This window comes from Pseudomonas sp. DR208, from assembly GCF_019823005.1.
GTDB classification, from domain to species: Bacteria; Pseudomonadota; Gammaproteobacteria; order Pseudomonadales; family Pseudomonadaceae; genus Aquipseudomonas; species Aquipseudomonas extremorientalis.
Window position 1 is genome coordinate 5,135,441 of record NZ_CP081944.1, and the last position, 20,448, is coordinate 5,155,888.

General features: G+C 61.2%; 21 protein-coding genes. 11 read left to right on the forward strand and 10 right to left on the reverse strand.

Translation table 11 applies throughout. The features are described 5' to 3' along the window. Nucleotides 1–62: 62 nt before the first annotated feature. Nucleotides 63–1,484 (reverse strand): amino acid permease, encoded by a 1,422-nt coding sequence (locus K5K89_RS23110; RefSeq protein WP_222540337.1) that lies wholly within the window; start codon nucleotides 1,482–1,484, stop codon nucleotides 63–65. A 638-nt stretch (nucleotides 1,485–2,122) separates the two neighbouring features. On the opposite strand from K5K89_RS23110, the gene K5K89_RS23115 reads away from it, so the two are divergent. Both K5K89_RS23115 and K5K89_RS23120 read left to right on the forward strand, forming a co-directional pair. Further along, nucleotides 2,123–2,260: a hypothetical protein gene (locus K5K89_RS23115; RefSeq protein ID WP_003175756.1), complete on the forward strand. Its 138-nt coding sequence runs from the start codon at nucleotides 2,123–2,125 to the stop codon at nucleotides 2,258–2,260. 73 nt (nucleotides 2,261–2,333) lie between these two features. Further along, nucleotides 2,334–3,293, forward strand: a complete 960-nt coding sequence (locus tag K5K89_RS23120; protein ID WP_071489422.1) for a leucyl aminopeptidase — start codon at nucleotides 2,334–2,336, stop codon at nucleotides 3,291–3,293. 194 nt (nucleotides 3,294–3,487) lie between these two features. On the opposite strand, the gene rluB is transcribed toward K5K89_RS23120, so the two are convergent. The 5 genes from rluB to K5K89_RS23145 form a co-directional block, all read right to left on the reverse strand. Continuing rightward, on the reverse strand, nucleotides 3,488–4,699 hold the full coding sequence (gene rluB / locus K5K89_RS23125; RefSeq protein WP_010208149.1) for a 23S rRNA pseudouridine(2605) synthase RluB: 1,212 nt from the start codon (nucleotides 4,697–4,699) through the stop codon (nucleotides 3,488–3,490). 187 nt (nucleotides 4,700–4,886) lie between these two features. Then, nucleotides 4,887–5,804, reverse strand: coding sequence for an SMC-Scp complex subunit ScpB (scpB, locus tag K5K89_RS23130; protein ID WP_071489421.1), 918 nt, complete (start codon nucleotides 5,802–5,804; stop codon nucleotides 4,887–4,889). 12 nt (nucleotides 5,805–5,816) lie between these two features. Next, nucleotides 5,817–6,515, reverse strand: coding sequence for a segregation and condensation protein A (locus tag K5K89_RS23135; RefSeq protein ID WP_173668612.1), 699 nt, complete (start codon nucleotides 6,513–6,515; stop codon nucleotides 5,817–5,819). Nucleotides 6,516–6,635: 120 nt separating this feature from the next. Beyond that, nucleotides 6,636–7,265, reverse strand: a complete 630-nt coding sequence (locus tag K5K89_RS23140) for an L-threonylcarbamoyladenylate synthase (RefSeq protein ID WP_016975422.1) — start codon at nucleotides 7,263–7,265, stop codon at nucleotides 6,636–6,638. A 13-nt stretch (nucleotides 7,266–7,278) separates the two neighbouring features. Then, entirely contained in the window at nucleotides 7,279–8,142 is an 864-nt protein-coding gene (locus K5K89_RS23145; protein WP_071489419.1) for a PHP domain-containing protein, read from the reverse strand. 87 nt (nucleotides 8,143–8,229) lie between these two features. Here K5K89_RS23145 and K5K89_RS23150 point away from each other — a divergent pair, with 87 nt between their 5' ends. From K5K89_RS23150 to K5K89_RS23165, 4 genes are all read left to right on the forward strand, one after another. Beyond that, nucleotides 8,230–8,826: a septation protein A gene (locus K5K89_RS23150; RefSeq protein WP_071489418.1), complete on the forward strand. Its 597-nt coding sequence runs from the start codon at nucleotides 8,230–8,232 to the stop codon at nucleotides 8,824–8,826. A 1-nt stretch (nucleotide 8,827) separates the two neighbouring features. Continuing rightward, a complete protein-coding gene (locus K5K89_RS23155; RefSeq protein WP_071489417.1) occupies nucleotides 8,828–9,127 on the forward strand; it encodes a YciI family protein in 300 nt (99 codons plus the stop codon). A 106-nt stretch (nucleotides 9,128–9,233) separates the two neighbouring features. Next, nucleotides 9,234–9,641, forward strand: a complete 408-nt coding sequence (locus K5K89_RS23160) for a translation initiation factor 2 (RefSeq protein WP_071489416.1) — start codon at nucleotides 9,234–9,236, stop codon at nucleotides 9,639–9,641. Nucleotides 9,642–9,648: 7 nt separating this feature from the next. Then, entirely contained in the window at nucleotides 9,649–10,326 is a 678-nt protein-coding gene (locus tag K5K89_RS23165; protein ID WP_222540338.1) for a response regulator transcription factor, read from the forward strand. Nucleotides 10,327–10,383: 57 nt separating this feature from the next. Here K5K89_RS23165 and K5K89_RS23170 read toward each other — a convergent pair whose 3' ends face one another. Together K5K89_RS23170 and K5K89_RS23175 are read right to left on the reverse strand one after the other, a co-directional pair. Further along, nucleotides 10,384–10,800: a hypothetical protein gene (locus K5K89_RS23170; RefSeq protein ID WP_071489414.1), complete on the reverse strand. Its 417-nt coding sequence runs from the start codon at nucleotides 10,798–10,800 to the stop codon at nucleotides 10,384–10,386. Then, nucleotides 10,797–11,279 (reverse strand): ImmA/IrrE family metallo-endopeptidase, encoded by a 483-nt coding sequence (locus K5K89_RS23175; protein ID WP_071489413.1) that lies wholly within the window; start codon nucleotides 11,277–11,279, stop codon nucleotides 10,797–10,799. The genes K5K89_RS23170 and K5K89_RS23175 overlap by 4 nt, the downstream gene beginning before the upstream one ends. A gap of 357 nt (nucleotides 11,280–11,636) precedes the next feature. Between K5K89_RS23175 and K5K89_RS23180 the strand changes: the two genes are divergently transcribed. The 3 genes from K5K89_RS23180 to K5K89_RS23190 all read left to right on the forward strand — a co-directional run bounded on the left by K5K89_RS23180 (nucleotide 11,637) and on the right by K5K89_RS23190 (nucleotide 14,903). Further along, nucleotides 11,637–12,101 carry an LTXXQ domain protein gene (locus tag K5K89_RS23180; protein ID WP_071489412.1) on the forward strand — a complete coding sequence of 155 codons (465 nt, stop codon included), beginning with the start codon at nucleotides 11,637–11,639 and terminating at the stop codon, nucleotides 12,099–12,101. A gap of 68 nt (nucleotides 12,102–12,169) precedes the next feature. Further along, nucleotides 12,170–13,513 (forward strand): sensor histidine kinase, encoded by a 1,344-nt coding sequence (locus tag K5K89_RS23185; protein ID WP_092246915.1) that lies wholly within the window; start codon nucleotides 12,170–12,172, stop codon nucleotides 13,511–13,513. Between the two features lie 40 nt (nucleotides 13,514–13,553). Then, on the forward strand, nucleotides 13,554–14,903 hold the full coding sequence (locus K5K89_RS23190) for a CoA transferase (RefSeq protein ID WP_222540339.1): 1,350 nt from the start codon (nucleotides 13,554–13,556) through the stop codon (nucleotides 14,901–14,903). A 115-nt stretch (nucleotides 14,904–15,018) separates the two neighbouring features. Here the strand turns inward: K5K89_RS23190 and K5K89_RS23195 are convergent, their stop codons facing one another. Both K5K89_RS23195 and arcD (K5K89_RS23200) read right to left on the reverse strand, forming a co-directional pair. Then, nucleotides 15,019–15,882 carry a DNA-3-methyladenine glycosylase family protein gene (locus tag K5K89_RS23195; protein ID WP_222540340.1) on the reverse strand — a complete coding sequence of 288 codons (864 nt, stop codon included), beginning with the start codon at nucleotides 15,880–15,882 and terminating at the stop codon, nucleotides 15,019–15,021. After that, nucleotides 15,879–17,306, reverse strand: a complete 1,428-nt coding sequence (gene arcD, locus K5K89_RS23200) for an arginine-ornithine antiporter (protein ID WP_071489408.1) — start codon at nucleotides 17,304–17,306, stop codon at nucleotides 15,879–15,881. Before arcD (K5K89_RS23200) ends, K5K89_RS23195 begins: the two co-directional genes overlap by 4 nt. Nucleotides 17,307–17,742: 436 nt before the next feature. Between arcD (K5K89_RS23200) and arcD (K5K89_RS23205) the strand changes: the two genes are divergently transcribed. Together arcD (K5K89_RS23205) and arcA are read left to right on the forward strand one after the other, a co-directional pair. Continuing rightward, complete coding sequence (gene arcD, locus K5K89_RS23205) at nucleotides 17,743–19,170, forward strand: arginine-ornithine antiporter (RefSeq protein ID WP_071489407.1); 1,428 nt, start codon at nucleotides 17,743–17,745, stop codon at nucleotides 19,168–19,170. Nucleotides 19,171–19,190: 20 nt separating this feature from the next. Next, on the forward strand, nucleotides 19,191–20,447 hold the full coding sequence (arcA, locus tag K5K89_RS23210) for an arginine deiminase (protein WP_071489406.1): 1,257 nt from the start codon (nucleotides 19,191–19,193) through the stop codon (nucleotides 20,445–20,447). Nucleotide 20,448 lies beyond the last annotated feature (1 nt).

The following is a 20,448-nucleotide window of genomic DNA, read 5'->3' on the forward strand; positions in this document are numbered from 1 at the left end:
TAACCTGCTCACCCAAACAAAAAACCCGGCACGGCGCCGGGTCTGCTGTTTGAGGAAAGGTCCTACTCCAGAACTGCCCCCGTTGTGCTCACGGCCGCACGTGCCTTGCGTTTGTTCTTGATCCCATAACACACCGCCATAAACGCCACCCACACCGGAATCGCGTACACCGACACCTGGATCCCCGGGATCATCAGCATGATCACCAGGATGAACACCACGAACGCCAGGCAAACGAAGTTGCCGTAGGGGTACCACAACGCCTTGAACAGCGGCACCTGGCCGGTGCGGTTCATGTGCTGGCGGAATTTGAAGTGGGAGAAGCTGATCATCGCCCAGTTGATCACCAGCGTGGCCACCACCAGGGACATCAGCAGTTCCAGCGCGTGTTGCGGGATCAGGTAGTTCATCAGCACCGCCACCAGGGTGATCGCCGCCGAGGCGAGGATGGAACGCACCGGCACGCCGCGCTTGTCGATCTTGGCCAATGCCTTGGGCGCATCGCCCTGCTCGGCCATGCCCAGCAACATGCGGCTGTTGCAGTAGGTGCCGCTGTTGTATACCGACAGCGCCGCCGTCAGCACCACAAAGTTAAGGATATGCGCGGCGGTGTTGCTGCCCAGCATCGAGAACACCTGCACGAACGGGCTGCCGCTGTAGGCATCACCGGAAGCGTTGAGGGTTTCCAGCAGGCTGTCCCACGGCGTCAGCGACAACAGCACCACCAGGGCGCCGATGTAGAAGATCAGGATGCGATAGATCACCTGGTTGATCGCCTTCGGGATCACGGTGCGTGGCTGGTCGGCTTCGGCTGCGGTGAAACCAAGCATCTCCAGGCCGCCGAAGGAGAACATGATGATCGCCATGGCCATCACCAATCCGCCGACGCCGTGGGGGAAGAAACCACCGTGGTCCCACAGGTTGCTCACCGACGCCTGCGGCCCGCCGCTGCCGCTGACCAGCAGGTAGCTGCCCAGGGCGATCATGCCGACGATGGCCACCACCTTGATGATGGCGAACCAGAACTCGGCCTCACCGAACACTTTGACGTTGGCCAGGTTGATCAGGTTGATCAGCACGAAGAACGCCGCGGCCGAGACCCAGGTCGGGATCTCCGGCCACCAGTAGTGCACGTATTTGCCGACGGCGGTCAGTTCCGACATGCCCACCAGGATGTACAAAATCCAGCAGTTCCACCCCGACAGGAAGCCGGCGAAACCACCCCAGTACTTGTGGGCAAAGTGGCTGAAGGAACCGGCGACCGGCTCTTCGACGATCATTTCGCCAAGCTGGCGCATGATCATGAAGGCAATGAAGCCGCAGATGGCATAACCCAGGATCATCGACGGTCCGGCGGATTTGAGCACCCCGGCCGAGCCGAGGAACAGGCCGGTACCGATGGCGCCACCGAGGGCGATCAGCTGGATATGCCGGTTTTTCAGGCCGCGTTTCAGCTCGCCTGAAGAGGAATGGGGTCCACTCATGAAAAGGGTCTCACGCAAGGTTTGAGAATTTTGACTGCAGGTTGCTGCGTTGAATCAACGACTCAAGCAGCGCCGCTCAAACCCCAGCGCAGGCACCAGGAGTACAGCGTCTTTCTTACGGTCATGCGTCACCTGTTTGTTTTTATCTGTGACGAAATCGAACCCGTCCGGCTCGTGGCCAGGCGGAGTGATCAGGGTGGGTAAACCCTGAGGTCTTGGCCTTTTGCGTGGATACGCAAGGGGGTCACAGTAAAACGCGGCGCATTGTACACCGCTCGACAGCTTGGGGCCGCCTGCTCAAGGCGAGTGCGACGATCTGTCAGGTAATCCTTACAGGAAAGAATCGGCCAACAATGTGGTGATTTGCGCGTAAATTAATCGTTACAGCATGGAAAATTCACGTTACAGCTGTGATCTGAATAAAAAATGGCGGTCAGAAATTTCCCGTAATTCAGCAGCGCCAGCTGTCTGTTTTTCCTGAAGAAAAAATCAAACCGGGAAAACAGAACAAAAAATCCAAATGAAACCGTGTCAATAAAAATTTTGCATTTTGAAACACTCTCTCCTAGGTTCTTTCCACTTGCCCACGAAGCCCGTTGGCAAGCCGTTCTCAAACACCGTCCTCTAGGAGATACACCATGCAAGCACTGGAAAACGACCTGGAAACCGAACTGCAACTCGACGACTGGTTTGAAGCGCCGACCCATGAGGCGGCCGTTGAAATGATGCAAGCTGACGCCGTTGTGCCATTTGGCACCGCGATGTGGCCTTTCTAAAAGCCGGCACGCTCCCGGCAGGTGCCGTGCACGGCACCTGCTCCCTTACCCAAGGCACAGAAGGATGTACGTCATGGACAAGGCCCGCGCCGTCGAACACTTTCTCTACTACCTCGCGCACCATCCGGCCCTCAGTGGCCTGAGCCGCCCCACCGTGCTGCTGGGCCATACCGAGCGCTACGACGCCATCGCCCAGGCGATCACCCAGGGAAGCGCCGCGCGTTTCAACTTCCAGGTGCAGCGCCTGGACCTGGCCGCCAGCGACACCCTGGCCACAGCCATCGAAGCCTGCGACCTGTACCTGTTTCTCTACGACTCCTCTACCCTGCCCAACCCACGCGCCGAAGGCCCGGACTTCATCCGTGCCCTGCAGGGCGTGATGGCCGAACACTGGAAAAAATCCCTGCTGTTCAAGGATTACGGCGACTATTTCTACGACACCTTCAGCGTCGAGCCGCAGCGCATCGCCGACCTCAACGCCACGCTGATTCGGCGCATGTCCCAGGCCAACGTGCTGAGCTTTACCGACAAACATGGCTCGCGGCTGGAAGCGCCAATGAGCAGCATCAAGAAGTGGACCAATATCAACGGCGTCGGCAACCACGACCTGGCGCCGGGTGAGATCGCCACCCACAGCGAAGCGATCAATGGCCAGGTGCGGTTTGTCGGCACCTTTCTCAGCACCATCCCGTTCGCACGTAAATACGGCGTGCTGGAGTCACCGCTGGAGCTGTGGATCGAGAACTCGACCATCTGCAGCGTGGCCAGTGAAGTGCCGGGGTTGGCCGATGATTTCAACAAGTACCTGAATGCCAATCCGTCGAACCGGCGTGTGGAAGAGTTGGGGATTGGTACCAATGAAGGGGTGAAGGATCTGTATGCGCGCAACGCCGGGTTCGAGGAGCGCCATTGCGGGTTGCACCTGGGACTGGGAGGTGGGCAGAAAGGCAGCCATCATCTGGATCTGATCTTTGCCAGTGGGGTGTTGGCGCTGGATGACAAGCCGGTGTTTGACGGGTCCTTTGCGTTCTGAGCAAAGCGTTAACCAACGCTGAAAATCTGAATGTGGGAGGGGGCTTGCCCCCGATGGCAGTCGGTCAGTTGATGTATGTGGTGGCTGCCATACCGCTATCGGGGGCAAGCCCCCTCCCACAGTTGAATGCATTTCAAATTCAGATCAAAAAAAACGCCAACCCGAGGGTTGGCGTTTTTTATGCGGCGATCAAATCACTGCGGCTTCTTGCGACCAAAACCAGGACGCTGGCCGGAACCGGCCGGTGCGCCACGGCGCTTGCCAGACGGCTCGTCCGCGACCAGTTTCGGGCCAGGGCGCTTGTTCGCCGCCGGCTTGGCTGGACGCTTGGTGCTGGCGTTGTCGGCTGGGCGATCCGCTTCACCTCGGTTGCTGCGACCACCGGCCGGGGCCGGACGCGGTGCACGCGGCGCACGCTCGCCTTCCTGACGCGACGGCGCGGTTGGGCGGCGCTCACCTTCGATCTGCGGCTCTCGGGAGATACGACCGCCAGTCGCCGGTGCATTCAACGCAGGTCGCAGGGTGCGGGCAACACGCTCGGTGCGCGCCACCGGGCGCGACGATTTACGCTGCATCCGCTCAAGCTTGTCTTTGCTCTTGGCGTTCATCTGCGGCATCGCCACCGGCGTCAGGCCGACTTCGGCGCTGAGGATGTCGACTTCGTACTGGCTCATTTCGCGCCAGCGGCCCATCGGCAGGTCGGAGTTGAGGAACACCGGACCGAAACGCACGCGCTTCAGGCGGCTGACCACCAGGCCCTGGGATTCCCACAGGCGACGCACTTCACGGTTACGGCCTTCCATCACCACGCAGTGGTACCAGTGGTTGAAACCTTCGCCACCCGGTGCCTGCTTGATGTCGGTGAACTTGGCCGGGCCGTCTTCCAGCACCACGCCAGCCTTGAGGCGCTCGATCATCTCGTCATCGACTTCACCGCGTACACGCACGGCGTACTCGCGGTCCATCTCGTAGGACGGGTGCATCAGGCGGTTGGCCAGCTCACCGTCAGTGGTGAACATCAGCAAGCCGGTGGTGTTGATGTCCAGACGACCGATGTTGATCCAGCGGCCTTCTTTGGGCTTGGGCATCTTGTCGAACACGGTCGGACGGCCTTCCGGGTCGTCACGGGTGCAGATCTCGCCATCGGGTTTGTTGTACATGATCACGCGGCGCACCGATTCGGCGGCCTCTTCACGCTTGATGACCTTGCCATCGATGGTGATTGCGTCGTGCAGGTCGACGCGCTGGCCGAGGGTAGCCTCGACGCCGTTGACCTTGATGCGCTTCTGGGTGATCCAGGCTTCGACGTCGCGGCGCGAGCCCACGCCGATACGCGCCAGCACCTTTTGCAGTTTTTCGCCTGCTGGGCCGATTTCCTGGCTGTCGTTCTGGTCTTTGTCGTTCATCTTAAGCACCTCCCGGTGGGTCGATTCAGGCATGGCCTGAAGAGTGTTGAAAGCGGGGCTTTGGCCGAATAGCTCGGCAAAGGGTCGCGAATCATACGCGCATGGCGCGCGTTGCGCATCAGAGACTAGTCGATTAGTGGCCGGCAGTCGGTTTTTCCGCCGACCGGTGAGCCATGTGGGATCCGTGTCAATCTTCGAACTGGCGACGCTCGGCCTCGATGGCTTCGGCCAGGGCCCGGGCTTCGTCTTCTTCCTCGCTCAAAGGCGGCTGTTCGAGAGCGGCGACGGCGGCCAGGAGTTTTTCGCGGGCTTCAGCGACGCCGAGGATGTCTTCTTCAGGGTCGGGTTCTGGCTCGGGATCGGTTTCCTGGGGTTCTGCCTCAGTCGCACCGTCACGCAACAAGTCATCAAAGTCGGTCTTGATGCCCTGCTCCATGTCGTCCAGTTCCAGCAGCAAGGTATGGAAACTGGTTTCGTCCTTCGGCTCTTCCGGCTCGGCGGTGGCGTCGGCCAGTTCCTGCAGGCCGGCCGGGACGGGGGCGTCGTCGAAGTCGAGCACCGGCTCGGCTTCCATCTCGCGCAATTCGGCCAGCGGCGGCAGGTCGTCGAGGTTTTTCAGGTTGAAATGGTCGAGGAACACCTTGGTGGTGGCAAACATCGCCGGTTTGCCGGGCACGTCACGGTAGCCGACGATGCGGATCCACTCGCGCTCCAGCAGCGTCTTGACGATGTGGCTGTTGACCGCCACGCCCCGCACGTCCTCGATCTCGCCCCGGGTGATGGGCTGGCGATAGGCGATCAGCGCCATGGTCTCCAGCATCGCCCGCGAGTAGCGCTGGGGGCGCTCTTCCCACAGGCGGCCCACCCAAGGGGAAAATTTCTCACGAATCTGCAGGCGATAACCCGACGCCACCTCGCGCAGTTCGAACGCACGACCGTCGCAGGACTTGCGCAGAATCTCCAGCGCCTTCTTGAACACCGGCGGTTCGGGGCGTTCGGCTTCTTCAAAGAGTTCGAACAAGCGTTCCAGGGATTGCGGTTTGCCCGACGCCAGTAGGAAAGCTTCCAGCAGCGGTGCCAGTTCGCGGGGTTCAGTCAGATTCATCGATTCAGCTCGTTATTCGGCTCGCGCCCGCACGTGGATAGCCGCAAAAGGCTCATTCTGGACCAGCTCGACCAAGGACTCCTTGACCAGTTCGAGGATCGCCATAAACGTCACCACCACTCCCAGGCGCCCTTCTTCGGCGGTGAACAGCTCGACAAACGGCACAAAACCGCCGCCCTTGAGGCGCTCCAGTACGTCGCTCATGCGCTCGCGGGTGGACAGCGCCTCGCGGCTGACCTGGTGACTTTCAAACATATCGCCACGGCGCAGCACCTCGGCCATGGACATCAGCAATTCTTCCAGGGTCACGTCCGGCAACAGTTTGCGCGCACGGGCCTCGGGGGCATCCAGCTTGGGCACCACCACGTCGCGGCCCACCCGGCTCAAGCCATCGATGCCTTCGGCGGCGGCCTTGAAGCGTTCGTACTCCTGCAGGCGGCGGATCAGTTCCGCGCGTGGGTCGTCTTCTTCGGCTTCCACCGTCTCCGAACGCGGCAACAGCATGCGCGACTTGATCTCGGCGAGCATGGCAGCCATCACCAGGTACTCGGCGGCCAGCTCCAGGCGCACCGACTGCATCAACTCGACATAGCCCATGTACTGGCGGGTGATCTCCGCCACCGGGATGTCGAGGATGTTGATGTTCTGCTTGCGGATCAGGTACAGCAGCAAGTCCAGCGGGCCTTCGAACGCCTCAAGGAAGACTTCCAGCGCGTCCGGCGGAATGTACAGGTCCAGGGGCATTTCCATGACCGCCTGGCCATACACCATGGCAAACGGCAGTTCCTGCTGGGCCCCCGCCTGGCTGTCGACGGTTTCCACGGCCGACATTCAGGCCTCGACCATGAACGGAGCCGGATCGCCGCAACCCACGCGGATCACTTCGGGTTCGCCGTCGGCCAGGTTGATCACGGTGGAGGCCTTGTTGCCGCCGTAGCCGCCGTCGATGATCAGGTCGACGTGCTTTTCCAACAGCCGGCGCATTTCGTAAGGATCGTACAGCGGCTCGTCTTCACCCGGCATGATCAACGACACGCTCATCAACGGCTCACCCAGCTCTTCGAGGAGCGCCAGGGCAATGGGGTGCTCTGGCACCCGCAGGCCGATGGTGCGTTTCTTGGGGTGCAGCAGCAGGCGCGGCACTTCGCGGGTAGCGTTGAGAATAAAGGTGTAGGGCCCCGGCGTGTGCGCCTTGAGCAGGCGAAAGGTGCCGGTGTCGACCTTGGCAAACAGCCCCAACTGGGACAGGTCGCTGCAGATCAGCGCGAAGTTGTGCTTGTCGTCCAGCTGACGCAGGCGTCTTACCCGCTCGACCGCACCCTTGTCGCCGATCTGGCAACCGATGGCGTAGGACGAGTCGGTGGGGTAGATCACCACGCCGCCGGCGCGGATGATCTCGACGGCCTGTTTGATCAGGCGCGCCTGGGGGTTTTCCGGATGAATCTGGAAGAATTGACTCACGTGTTCTACCTGTTCAGACGGTGGCAATAATGGGGTCATGCTTGAATCGCCCCCACAAGAGCGGCAAATCTTCCGGGACGGGGCGATACTCGCCGATCTCGGACCAGCCGCCTGGGCCATGAAAATCACTGCCGGCGCTGACCAGCAGACCAAATTCGCGGGCAAGAATCGCCAGGCTGCCGACCTGTTCGGCGGGTTGATGCCCGTTGACCACTTCGATTGCGTGGCCGCCCGCTCCAATATAGTCGGCAATCAGCTTGCGGCGCTTGCTGCGGGTGAAATCGTAGTGCCAGGGATGGGCCAGGCTGACCCAGGCCCCGGAGGCCCGCAGGGTCTCGACGGTGTCTTCCAGGGTCGGCCAGTGTTGCTTCACATCCCCCAACTTGCCGGCGCCCAGCCATTTGCGGAACGCTTCGGCGCGGTCCTTTACAAAACCTTCACGTACCATCCAGTCGGCAAAGTGCGGCCGGGCCGGTGCGTTACCGCTGTCACCCAGTTCCTGCTGGATGGCGCGGGCGCCGTCCAGGGCACCGGACATACCTTTGAGGCCGAGTTTGCGGCTTATTTCTTCGGACCGCAGCCAGCGGCCATCGTGCAGTTGGGCGATGGCTTCAACCAAAGGCGGGGCTTTTTGATCAAAACCGTAGCCGAGCACATGAATGGTGGCGCCGCCCCAGGTGCAGGACAATTCCACACCGTTGACCAACTGCATGCCCAAGGCATGCGCGGCTTCCCGGGCTTCGTCGAGGCCTTCGAGGGTGTCGTGGTCGGTCAACGCCAGGACTCGCACGCCTTTTTCAAACGCACGCGCAACCAGTACCGCGGGCGCCAGGGCACCGTCGGAGGCCGTGCTGTGGCAGTGCAAATCAACATTCACGGGGATCTGTAACCTCAAGTCAGCTGGCGCTTTCGCTACCAAGGATGTTTGTTATTATGCCGCCACATCCAGCTTCTGGCTCTTACTGTGAAACAATTCATCGACTTCATCCCGCTGTTGCTGTTTTTCATCGTTACCAAGCTCGACCCCAGGGTCATCGAAATCGCCGGTCATGCGTTCTCGTTCGGGGGCATCTACAGCGCCACCGCCGTACTGATCATCAGCTCTATCGTCGTCTACGGCGCCATTTTCATCTCCCAGCGCAAGCTGGAAAAAAGCCAATGGCTCACCCTGGTCGCATGCCTGGTATTCGGCGGCCTGACCCTGGCGTTCCACAGCGAAACCTTCCTCAAATGGAAAGCACCGGTGGTGAACTGGCTGTTCGCCCTGGTCTTTATCGGCAGCCACTTCATCGGTGACCGCCTGTTGATCAAGCGGATCATGGGACACGCGCTGACCCTGCCGGATCCGGTGTGGACACGCTTGAACGTTGCGTGGATCGTGTTTTTCCTGTTCTGCGGCGCCGCCAACCTGTTCGTGGCCTTTACCTTCCAGGACTACTGGGTCGACTTCAAGGTCTTCGGCAGCCTGGCCATGACCGTGCTGTTCCTGGTCGGCCAGGGTATCTACCTGTCGCGCCACCTGCATGACGTCGCCCCTACCACCCCGAAAACCGAGGATTGACATGCTCTACGCCATCATTGCCACCGACGTTGCCGACTCGCTGGAAAAACGCCTGAGCGTGCGCCCGGCCCATGTCGAACGCCTCAAGCAGCTGCAGGCCGAAGGCCGTATCGTGCTGGCGGGTCCACACCCTGCTGTAGACAGCAACGACCCAGGCGACGCCGGTTTCACCGGTAGCCTGATCGTCGCCGAGTTTGCCTCCCTGGCCGATGCCCAGGCCTGGGCCAAGGCTGATCCTTATGTAGCTGCCGGCGTTTACGCCGACGTCGTGATCAAGCCGTTCAAGCAAGTCCTGCCTTGATAACGGCCACGCCGAACCTAATCGGTTCGGCGCGCTCCTAATTGCTCATTATTCTCGGTAACCTGCCGACAACATTCTGAATATTCGTGTGGAATCAGGAGTTCCGATGCGCTTACGTCAGTTGTGTCTGTTGGCAGTGGTAATGATCGGGGCTACGGCCCACGCTGAAGAAACCTCGAACACCGGCAGTTCCACGCCTCTGTCCTTGAGTGCCGGCGCCCAGATCACCGAGTTGCAGCAGCGGTTGAAAGAAAGCGAACACCAGCGTGAAGAATTGAGCAAGCAACTGCAAAACGTAGAGGCTACCCGCGAAAGCGCCCAACTGAGTCGCCTTCGCCAAGAGAACCAACGCCTGGCCCAGCAACTCAAAGAAACACAGGGTGGCGCCTTGACCCGATGGCTGACCGAGCAGCAACAATGGTTCGTCACCGGTGGGGCCGTCGCGCTGATCGCCTTGCTGTGCGGGATCTTCGCCAGCGGTGGGCACCGTCGCCGTCGACAATGGCTAAATTGAGTGAGTCATGAGCGAGCTGTTACTGATAGATGATGACCAGGAGCTCTGCGAGCTGCTGACCAGTTGGTTGAGCCAGGAAGGCTTCCAGGTGCGTGCCTGCCATGACGGCTTGAGCGCCCGCAAAGCCTTGGCTGACAGCGCCCCGGCCGCGGTGGTACTCGACGTGATGCTGCCCGACGGCAGCGGCCTGGAACTGCTCAAGCAATTGCGCAACGACCACCCGGAGCTGCCGGTGCTGATGCTCTCGGCACGCGGCGAACCGCTGGACCGCATCCTCGGCCTGGAACTGGGCGCCGACGATTACCTGGCCAAGCCCTGCGACCCACGCGAGCTTACCGCCCGGCTGCGCGCCGTGCTGCGCCGCAGCCACCCGACCGCCGTGTCCACCCAGCTCGAATTGGGCGACCTGTGTTTCAGCCCGGTGCGCGGCGTGGTCAGCATCGATGAACAGGAATTTTCCCTCACCGTCTCCGAAAGCCGCCTGCTGGAAGCCTTGCTGCGCCAGCCCGGCGAGCCGCTGGACAAACAGGAACTGGCGCAGGTCGCCCTGGGTCGCAAGTTGACCCTTTACGATCGCAGCCTGGACATGCACGTGAGCAACCTGCGCAAAAAAATCGGCCCGCACCCGGACGGACGGCCACGCATCGTGGCGTTGCGCAGTCGGGGTTACTACTACAGCCTGTAAAAACACGCGGGTTCCGTGCTGATGCAAAAAGCCCAGCTGGCAGGCTGGGCTTGTTGTTCAAGGGGTTTTCATCGCATCGGTCGTCGCCTTGATGATCGCTTTCGCCGCTTCGACACTGATGGGCAGTGGTGCCTGCAAATCATCTGGATCAGATTTGGGCCGGTGGTGGAAATACCGTAGCAGCGCGATCAACAGCAGGGTCGGGACGGTTGAGAGGGCCACGATGATCGGAATATCACCCGTACTGTGCGGACGCACGGCGCTGAAAAAATACCAGGCGCCTACCGAGACGCGAATGTTCCCCAAAAAGACAAAGCCCAACAGCGCTACGTAAAACAACAAGATCAATACCACGGTGACGGTCGTCAGTCGCTTCTCCCACCTGAAGCGCCAGGACTCTCTGCGCAGATAGTCGCTGATCAGGCCAGGATTATCAGCCTCCCCTCCCGCCAGGTCGTCGCTGGTGTCCATCATAAAAGCCCAATCGCCTTCAGCCTGAATTCCATTGCTGCCGTCGACACACCAAAAGCATTGGCCAGCTTTACGATGTCTGTGACGCGCTGCTCAAGCACCATATGTTTCACCAGCGCGGCAGGCATCAACAGAGCAGCGGCAAATCGATTGGCTGCGATCTCTTTCGGGTCCCTGGATTTGGCACTGAACTGCTCGGAAGTATCTCGAGGTGCGTCCAGGTCTCCGTGCACATGGTGACCAATCTCGTGCGCAATGGTGAAACGCTGCCTTACCGGCGCATCCATGAAGTTGTAAGTAATCAGCGGAGCGCCGTCCCGGAAGGAGTAATGGCCGCTTTCATTCGGTCGCCAGGTATCCGGTTCAAAAGGTGCAAGCGCCTTCACCTCGATAGCCATTGCCTCGGCAATGGCTATCGGGTTCACCGGCAACCGACCATTCCAATGGGCACGCAGGACGTCGTCTGCAGTTCGGTACTCCATGCGGCCTCCTTATAGATGGCTGGAACGGTAGTTTGACGGGGTCAGAAATGAGATCGAAGTCTGAACAAGTCGATAGACCCCGTCAAATTGTAGTTGACAGGTTAAAAATATTTAGCATTCAGGACCCCATCGAAAAAAACTGTTCATTTATACAGTCATCGCAACCACACGCCAACTCCCTTAAGGCATGCTGTAGCAATTGAGTGAGCCCCTCTTTTCCTATAGCTATCGGCAGTTTTGTCAACTCAGCCCAAAACCCTCTTTACCCAAGCTTTACCCACACCTGACCGCCGCTGACCTTGATCGCCTTAATCTACTCACATCCGGACTCACCGGAATAGAGACAGGAGAATCACCATGCGCAAGACCCTTATCGCTTTGATGTTCGCCGCCGCCCTGCCGACCGTTGCCATGGCGGCAATGCCCGAAGGCCCAGGCCCGATGGGCGGCCCTGAAGGCCATATGATGGGTGGCCCGGGTCACGGCGGCGAACACGGTCCGCGTGGCAAAGGCGGGCCCTTCAGCCAACTGGACCTGAGCAAGGAACAGCGCGAGCAGATCCGCAAATTGATGGGCGACCAGTGGCACGCTCGCAAGGACCTGACCAGGAAGTACCTGGACAAGCTCCCGGCTGCTGACCAGAAGGCCATGCAGGACGAAATCGCCGCCGGCAAGCAGAAAACCCAGGCGGATATCCGCGCCGTACTCAAGCCTGACCAGCAGAAGAAATTCGACGAGATCATCAAGCAGCAGGAACAGCGCCGCGCCGAATGGAAGGAATTCCAGGCCTGGAAAGCGCAACAGCCGCAAAAAGCGCAATAATGCCCCCGCGTTAACGCTCCCAGCCCAGTGGCCCCCGCCACTGGGCTTTTCCTGCTTGAGGGTTTCCTGTGCGTTCATTGTTCTGGCGCATCCTGGCCAGTTTCTGGCTGGCCATCGCCTTGGTTGCCGGGTTGTCGATCCTGCTTGGGCATATGCTCAATCAAGATGCCTGGATTCTCAGCCGTCACCCAGGCCTCAACAACCTGGCCGAAGAGTGGACCCAACTCTACGAAACCCAGGGTGAGGACGCTGCCCAGGATTTGCTGCAACAGCGCAAACGCCAGTACCACATCGACGTGCAGGTGCTCAACGAAAGCGGCGAGCCGGTGGTGCGCGGCACCTTTCCCCGCCGCGCCGCCGCCTTTGAAGCCCGCCAGAACGATAGCAAGGACAGCCACCTGCCCTGGCGCCGCCTGACCGCTGAATACACCAGTGAGAAGACCGGCGACACTTACCTGTTGATCTACCGCATCCCGCACCCGGAACTGGACGAATGGCATCGCAGCAGCCTGACATGGCCGTTGAGCGCATTGGTCATCGCCTTGGTGGTGCTGACCCTGTTCAGCCTGTTCGTGACGCTGTCCATCACGCGCCCCTTGAGCCGACTGCGCGGCGCCGTGCATGACCTGGGGCAAGCCACCTACCAGCAAAACAGCCTGGCGCAGCTGGCCAACCGACGCGATGAATTCGGCGTGCTGGCCACCGACTTCAACCGCATGGGCGCGCGCCTGCAAAGCCTGATCGGCAGCCAGCGCCAGTTGCTGCGCGACGTGTCCCATGAACTGCGTTCGCCGCTGGCCCGCCTGCGCATCGCCCTGGCCCTGGCCGAACGCGCCAGCCCCGAAGAACGGGAAAAACTCTGGCCTCGCCTGACCCGCGAATGTGATCGCCTGGAGGCACTGATCAGCGAGATCCTGGTGCTGGCCCGCGTCGATGCCGATAACGCCAGCGCCGAAGAGATCGACCTCAACCCGTTGCTCAAGACCCTGCAAAAGGACGCCCAACTCAGCGCGCCCGACCAGGTGGTGCAGCTCACCACCGATCCCGAACTGCACCTCAAGGGGTGGCCGACCATGATCGAACGGGCAGTGGACAACCTGCTGCGCAACGCCCAGCGCTTCAACCCGCCGGGCCAGCCGATCGAGCTGCACGCCCACCTTCACGGCGAGCATATTGTGATCAGCGTGCGCGACCACGGCCCCGGCGTTGACGCCGAACACCTGAGCCAATTGGGCGAACCGTTCTACCGCGCCCCAGGCCAGACCGCACAAGGTCACGGCCTGGGCCTGGCGATTGCCCGTCGCGCCGCCGAGCGCCATGGTGGCAGCCTGTTCCTGGCCAATCACGCTCAAGGCGGTTTTATCGCCAGTATCGACCTGCCGCTGGAACCCGGGATTGTCACACCGGCCTGATGATCTTCTATAGTGGCCCTTCTCTCAAGGAGGGCCATTGATGACTGACCTGTTGACTCCCATCCAAGCCGCACTCGATCTACCGCGCACGCCGCTGACCAGCACCGAAGCCGGCGCCCTGCCCTCGGCCTTTGCCGTCACGGACCTGGCCGTTGCCAGTATCGGTGCGGCCGGCCAGGCCGTGGCCCAGCTGATCCAGCAACAGACCGGGCGCCTTCCCGGCGTCAGCGTAGACCGGCGACTCGCGTCCTTCTGGTTCTCGTCTTCGATTCGTCCGGTAGGCTGGGAGACCCCGCCGCTGTGGGACCCGGTGGCCGGTGACTACGCCAGCGCCGATGGCTGGATTCGCCTGCACACCAACGCCCCCCACCACCGCGCCGCCGCCGAACGGGTACTGGGCAAGGTGGCTGATCGCATCGCGATGGCCAACAAAGTTGCCACTTGGAATACCGCCGAACTGGAACAGGCGATTGTCGATGAAGGCGGTTGTGCCGCGCAGATGCGTACCTGGCAAGCCTGGCAAACCCACCCTCAGGGCCTGGCCGTCAATGCCGAAGCCCTGGTGCAGCGCCAGACCTTTGCAACCTCCGTCAAAAAGCCCTGGCTCGGCTCGGTGGCGCGGCCGCTGGCGGGCCTCAAGGTGCTGGACCTGACCCGCGTGCTGGCCGGCCCGGTGGCCAGCCGCTTCCTCGCAGGGTTGGGTGCGGATGTATTGCGTATCGACTCGCCGACCTGGAACGAACCCGGCGTGGTGCCGGAAATGACCCTGGGCAAACGCTGCGCCCGTCTGGACTTGAGAAGCGTCCCAGACCGCGAGGTTTTCGAACGCCTGCTCACAGACGCCGACATTGTGTTCCACGGTTACCGTGCCGACGCCCTGGAACAACTGGGCTACAGCGCCAGTGAACTGCAAACCCTCGCCCCCGGCCTGATCGACGTGAGCCTCAACGCCTACGGCTGGAGCGGCCCGTGGCGCAATCGCCGGGGTTTCGACAGCCTGGTGCAGATGAGCAGCGGGATTGCCGCCGCGGGCATGGCCTGGAAACAAGCGGACAAACCGGTGCCGCTGCCATTGCAGGCGCTGGATCACGCCACCGGGTATTTGATGGCGGCCAGTGCGATTCAGGCACTCAGTGAGCGATTGAAATCCGGCCGTGGTGGGTCGGCGCTGTTGTCGCTGGCGCGTACGGCGAAGTTGCTGGTGGACGCCGGACAAGTGCCGGAGCAGCCGGCGTTGCGGGCCGAGCAACCGAGCGATCAAGGCCTGGTAGTGGAACAGACGGCCTGGGGCCAGGCGCATCGATTGTTGCCGCCGGTGACTATCAGCGGCACGCCGTTGCAATGGGATCTGCCGGCTGGGGAACTGGGTTCACACCGAGCGCAGTGGTGACTCGACTATCGCCATCGGGGGCAAGCCCCCTCCCACATTTTGACCACATTCCAAAGGATGTACTCGGTCAGGTGTGGGAGCTGGCTTGCCTGCGATGAGGCCAGTACAGGCACCATCAATCTGAGCGCTGCAACGACGTCCAGAGATGCTGCGCTGCATACGCCCGCAACGGCCGCCACGCCTCGGCCCGCGCCAGCAACTGCCGCACCGACACCGGCCCTCCTTCCAGCGCCGCCAGCGCATTGATCAACCCGATATCCCCCGACGCAAATGCATCCGCCTCACGCATCTGGCGCATGGCGATGTACTGCGCGGTCCAGTCGCCAATCCCCGGCAACGCCACCAAGCGCGCCACACCTTCCTTGAGGCTGGCCTTGGGTTCGAACACCTCAGGGTCATCCAGGAGCGCCTGCGCGACACCGGACAAGGTCCGCCCACGCGCCTTCGGCATGCCCAAGGTGGTCAGGTCCGCCGCCGCCAGCACCTCGGGCGCGGGGAACACATGGGTGATACCGGCGTACGGCGTCTCCAGCAGTTGGCCATACTGCGCCACCAACTTGCCCGCCAGGCGAATCGCCGCCACCACCGTAATCTGCTGGCCCAGCACTGCACGAATCGCCAACTCCAGACCGTCCCAGGTGCCCGGCACACGCAGGCCGGGACGGGCCGCGACCAACTGCGCCATCAAGGGGTCCGTGGCCAATTGCGGGTTGATCCGTTGAGGCTCGGCATCCAGATCAAACATGTTGCGCACGCGCCGCTCGATCTCGGGCAGCGCCGCCGCCTCCGGAAAATCCACCGCAACGTCCAACCAGTCACCCGCGCCCGGCGCGACGCTGAGCCAGCCATGCCGGCCACCCACGCTGATGCTGCGCCGGTAAACGCCGGCCTCTACGGTCTCCATACCCGTAATCGCCCGCGCCGCCAGAAAACCCACCATCGCCGCCCAATCATAAGGCGGCTGATACGTCAGCCTCACAACGACAATACCCCGCTGTACAGCCCATACGCCGCCAGCCCTGCGCCGGTGATCACACAGCTGAAAATGCCTTTTTCCATGTGGGTAAACAAGGGCTGGCGCTGCTCACGCTTGGCGAGGGCAAACAGGATCACCCCCGGCGCATACAACAGCGCCGACAGCAGCAGGTACTTCAAGCCCCCGGCGTAGAGCAGCCACACGGCGTAGCCGAGTGCAATCAGGCCCACCAGCAAGTCCTTCAAGCGCTGGCCGTGGGCATCTTCGTAGGTTTCGCCGCGCCCACTCAATAACACGGCATACGCCGCCGACCACAGGTAGGGCACCAGGATCATCGACGAGGCCAGGTAAATCAGGGTGGTGTAGGTACTGTGGGAAAACAGCGTGATCACCAGGAACACCTGGATCATCACATTGGTCAGCCACAGCGCGTTGACTGGCACCTGGTTGGCGTTTTCCTTTTTCAGGAACGCCGGCATGGTCTTGTCATGGGCCGTGGCGTAGAGGATTTCCGCACAGAGCAGCGCCCAGGACAACAAGGCGCCGAGCAGTGACACCGCCAGGCCGATGCTGATCGCCATCGCACCCCAGGGGCCGACGATATGCTCCAGCACACCGGCCAGGGACGGGTTTTGCAATTGCGCGAGTTCCGGCTGGCTCATGATGCCCAGGGACAACACATTCACCAGCACCAGCAGGGCCAGCACGCCCAGAAAACCGATCACCGTGGCGCGGCCCACGTCCGAGCGTTTCTCGGCCCGCGCCGAGTACACACTGGCGCCCTCGATGCCGATAAACACAAACACGGTGACCAGCATCATGTTGCGCACCTGGTCCACCACGTTGCCCATATTCGGGTTGCCCAGGCCCCAGATATCGCGAGTGAAGATATCCGCCTTGAACGCTACGGCGGCGATCACGATAAACATCAGCAACGGCACGATCTTCGCCACCGTGGTGATCTGGTTGATGAACGCTGCCTCCTTGATCCCGCGCAGCACCAGGAAATGCACGGCCCACAGCAACAATGATGCGCAGCCGATGGCCACCGGCGTGTTGCCCTGGCCGAACACCGGGAAAAAGTAGCCGAGGGTACTGAATAGCAACACGAAGTAACCGACGTTGCCCATCCACGCGCTGATCCAGTAGCCCCAGGCCGAGGAGAACCCCATGTAGTCACCAAACCCGGCCTTGGCGTAGGCATACACGCCCGAATCCAGTTCGGGCTTGCGATTGGCCAGGGTCTGGAACACGAAGGCCAGGGTCAGCATGCCGACCGCGGTGATCGCCCAGCCGATCAACACGGCCCCCACCTCGGCGCGTGCGGCCATGTTTTGCGGCAAGGAAAAAATCCCGCCGCCGATCATCGACCCCACCACCAAGGCAATCAGGGCACCAAGACGCAGTTTCTGGGCCGGTTGAGACATGAACACTCCTGAATGAACAGCAACTTGAGCTGACAACCGTGCACTCGGCTAATTAACTCAGCGAGTGTAGCGGTTATTAGTGAAGGCGATAAAACAGACGAGCTCATAACACAATGGCATGTCAGGTCGTCCCGTTCAGGCGTATTTAGAATTTAAATACGCCCGGGGCTGAGACTTCGTAAAACATCGTTCAAAAAGTTTGCACATTCAGGAATACGGACTAGCTTCAAACGTCCATAGACTTGGCCAAATGATTAATCAAAAAGGGATAGATGGCTCTGCGCCAAGCTTTCCCGAGGATTTGCATCGCCCACGAACTTCTACCCTAAGTCATTAATTCACAATGGAATGTGCCAATGAAGTGATCTGAGTCAGCTGTTTGATTAGCGCACGGATTTATTCTGTGGTCTCTCTTCTCCTGCATTGGAGTTATGCGATGTCTGAATCTCCCGGAAAACTACGACTCGGCGCACTGGTTGCACTTGTCGTGGGCTCGATGATTGGCGGCGGGATCTTTTCACTGCCGCAAAACATGGCCGCCAGTGCCGATGTCGGCGCGGTATTGATTGGTTGGGTAATTACCGCCATCGGCATGTTGACCCTCGCTTTTGTGTTCCAGACCCTCGCCAACCGCAAGCCCGACCTCGACGGTGGCGTGTACGCCTACGCCAAGGCGGGTTTCGGCGATTACATGGGTTTCTCGTCCGCCTGGGGTTACTGGATCAGCGCGTGGCTGGGCAACGTGGGTTACTTCGTGTTGCTGTTCAGCACCCTGGGTTACTTCTTCCCCATTTTCGGCGAAGGCAACACGCCGGCTGCGGTGATCGGTGCCTCGGTGCTGCTGTGGGCCGTGCATTTCCTGGTGCTGCGCGGGATCAAGGAAGCGGCGTTCATCAACCTGGTGACCACCGTCGCCAAGGTCGTGCCGCTGGTGCTGTTCGTGCTGATCGCGCTGTTCGCATTCAAGCTGGACATCTTCACCGCCGACATCTGGGGCGTGAAAAACCCCGACCTGGGCAGTGTGATGAACCAGGTGCGCAACATGATGCTGGTCACCGTGTGGGTGTTCATCGGCATCGAAGGCGCGAGCATCTTCTCGTCCCGTGCGGAAAAACGCTCCGACGTGGGCAAGGCCACCGTGATCGGCTTTATCACCGTGCTGCTGTTCCTGATGCTGGTGAACGTGCTGTCCCTGGGGATCATGACCCAGCCGGAACTGGCCAAGCTGCAGAACCCGTCGATGGCCGCCGTGCTGGAGCATGTGGTAGGCCACTGGGGCGCGGTGCTGATCAGCGTCGGTTTGATCATCTCGCTGCTGGGGGCACTGCTGTCGTGGGTGCTGCTGTGTGCGGAGATCATGTTCGCCGCCGCCAAGGACCACACCATGCCGGAGTTCCTGCGCAAGGAGAACGCCAACCACGTACCGGCCAACGCCCTGTGGCTGACCAACGCCATGGTGCAGATATTCCTGGTGATCACGCTGTTTTCCGCCAGCACCTACCTGTCGCTGATCTACCTCGCCACCTCGATGATCCTGGTGCCCTACCTGTGGTCGGCGGCCTACGCGTTGCTGCTGGCGGTACGCGGCGAGACTTACGAAAACGCCATTGCCGAGCGCAAGAAAGACCTGTTCATCGGCGCTATCGCGCTGGTCTATGCGGTCTGGCTGCTCTACGCCGGCGGCGTCAAATACCTGCTGCTTTCCGCCCTGCTGTATGCCCCCGGCGTGATCCTGTTCGCCAAGGCCAAGCATGAACTGGGCAAACCGATTTTCACCAACGTCGAGAAGCTGATTTTCGCCGCAGTAGTCATTGGCGCCTTGGTGGCTGCCTATGGCCTCTACGACGGCTTCCTGACTCTGTAATTCTGACTGGAGGATCTGTAATGACCACGGAAAAAGTGAAGTACGGCGTACATTCCGAAGCCGGCAAACTGCGCAAAGTCATGGTGTGCTCCCCAGGTTTGGCCCACCAGCGGCTGACCCCCAACAACTGCGATGAACTGCTGTTCGATGACGTGCTGTGGGTGGCCCAGGCCAAGCGCGATCACTTCGACTTCGTCACCAAGATGCGCGAGCGGGATATTGATGTGCTGGAAATGCACAACCTGCTCACCGACATCGTCGCCATCCCCGAAGCATTGGACTGGATTCTGGAGCGCAAGATCACCGCCAACACGGTTGGCCTCGGCCTGGTCGATGAAGTCGGCTCCTGGCTGCGCAGCCTGGAGCCGCGCAAAATCAGCGAGTACCTGATTGGCGGCGTGTCGGCCGACGACCTGCCGAGCAGCTTCGGCGGCAAGACCATCGAGATGTTCCGCGACTTCCTCGGGCATTCGAGCTTCATCCTGCCGCCGCTGCCCAACACCCAGTTCACCCGCGATACCACCTGCTGGATCTACGGCGGCGTGACGCTGAACCCGATGTACTGGCCGGCGCGACGCCAGGAAACCCTGCTGGCCTCGGCCATCTATAAATTCCACCCCGAGTTCACCAACGCGGACTTCCAGATCTGGTACGGCGACCCCGACCAGGAGCACGGCGCCTCCACCCTGGAAGGCGGCGACGTGATGCCGATCGGCAACGGCGTGGTACTGATTGGCATGGGCGAGCGCTCATCCCACCAGGCCATCGGCCAACTGGCGCGCAACCTGTTCAAGAACAAGGCGGTGGAGCGCGTGATCGTCGCCGGCCTGCCGAAATCCCGCGCGGCGATGCACCTGGACACCGTGTTCAGCTTCTGCGACCGCGACCTGGTGACCGTCTTCCCCGAAGTGGTCAACCAGATCGTGCCGTTCACCCTGCGCCCGGATGAGAGCAAGCCGCACGGCATCGACATCCAACGCGAGAAAACCAACTTCCTCGAAACCGTGGCCGCAGCCCTCAACCTCAAGGCACTGCGCGTGGTCGAGACCGGCGGCAACAGCTTCGCCGCCGAGCGCGAACAGTGGGATGACGGTAACAACGTGGTGGCCGTGGAGCCTGGCGTGGTGATCGGTTACGACCGCAATACCTACACCAACACCCTGCTGCGCAAGGCCGGCGTGGAAGTCATCACCATCAGCGCCGGTGAACTCGGCCGCGGGCGTGGCGGCGGCCACTGCATGACCTGCCCGATCATCCGCGACCCTATCGACTATTAAG

Bases quoted from the DNA above. Each gene is read 5' to 3' on its own strand.
- K5K89_RS23110 (WP_222540337.1), bottom strand. From the start codon at position 1,484: ATGAGTGGACCCCATTCCTCTTCAGGCGAGCTGAAACGCGGCCTGAAA.
- K5K89_RS23115 (WP_003175756.1), top strand. From the start codon at position 2,123: ATGCAAGCACTGGAAAACGACCTGGAAACCGAACTGCAACTCGACGAC.
- K5K89_RS23120 (WP_071489422.1), top strand. From the start codon at position 2,334: ATGGACAAGGCCCGCGCCGTCGAACACTTTCTCTACTACCTCGCGCAC.
- rluB (WP_010208149.1), bottom strand. From the start codon at position 4,699: ATGAACGACAAAGACCAGAACGACAGCCAGGAAATCGGCCCAGCAGGC.
- scpB (WP_071489421.1), bottom strand. From the start codon at position 5,804: ATGAATCTGACTGAACCCCGCGAACTGGCACCGCTGCTGGAAGCTTTC.
- K5K89_RS23155 (WP_071489417.1), top strand. From the start codon at position 8,828: ATGCTCTACGCCATCATTGCCACCGACGTTGCCGACTCGCTGGAAAAA.
- K5K89_RS23160 (WP_071489416.1), top strand. From the start codon at position 9,234: ATGCGCTTACGTCAGTTGTGTCTGTTGGCAGTGGTAATGATCGGGGCT.
- K5K89_RS23165 (WP_222540338.1), top strand. From the start codon at position 9,649: ATGAGCGAGCTGTTACTGATAGATGATGACCAGGAGCTCTGCGAGCTG.
- K5K89_RS23170 (WP_071489414.1), bottom strand. From the start codon at position 10,800: ATGATGGACACCAGCGACGACCTGGCGGGAGGGGAGGCTGATAATCCT.
- K5K89_RS23175 (WP_071489413.1), bottom strand. From the start codon at position 11,279: ATGGAGTACCGAACTGCAGACGACGTCCTGCGTGCCCATTGGAATGGT.
- K5K89_RS23180 (WP_071489412.1), top strand. From the start codon at position 11,637: ATGCGCAAGACCCTTATCGCTTTGATGTTCGCCGCCGCCCTGCCGACC.
- K5K89_RS23190 (WP_222540339.1), top strand. From the start codon at position 13,554: ATGACTGACCTGTTGACTCCCATCCAAGCCGCACTCGATCTACCGCGC.
- arcD (WP_071489408.1), bottom strand. From the start codon at position 17,306: ATGTCTCAACCGGCCCAGAAACTGCGTCTTGGTGCCCTGATTGCCTTG.
- arcD (WP_071489407.1), top strand. From the start codon at position 17,743: ATGTCTGAATCTCCCGGAAAACTACGACTCGGCGCACTGGTTGCACTT.
- arcA (WP_071489406.1), top strand. From the start codon at position 19,191: ATGACCACGGAAAAAGTGAAGTACGGCGTACATTCCGAAGCCGGCAAA.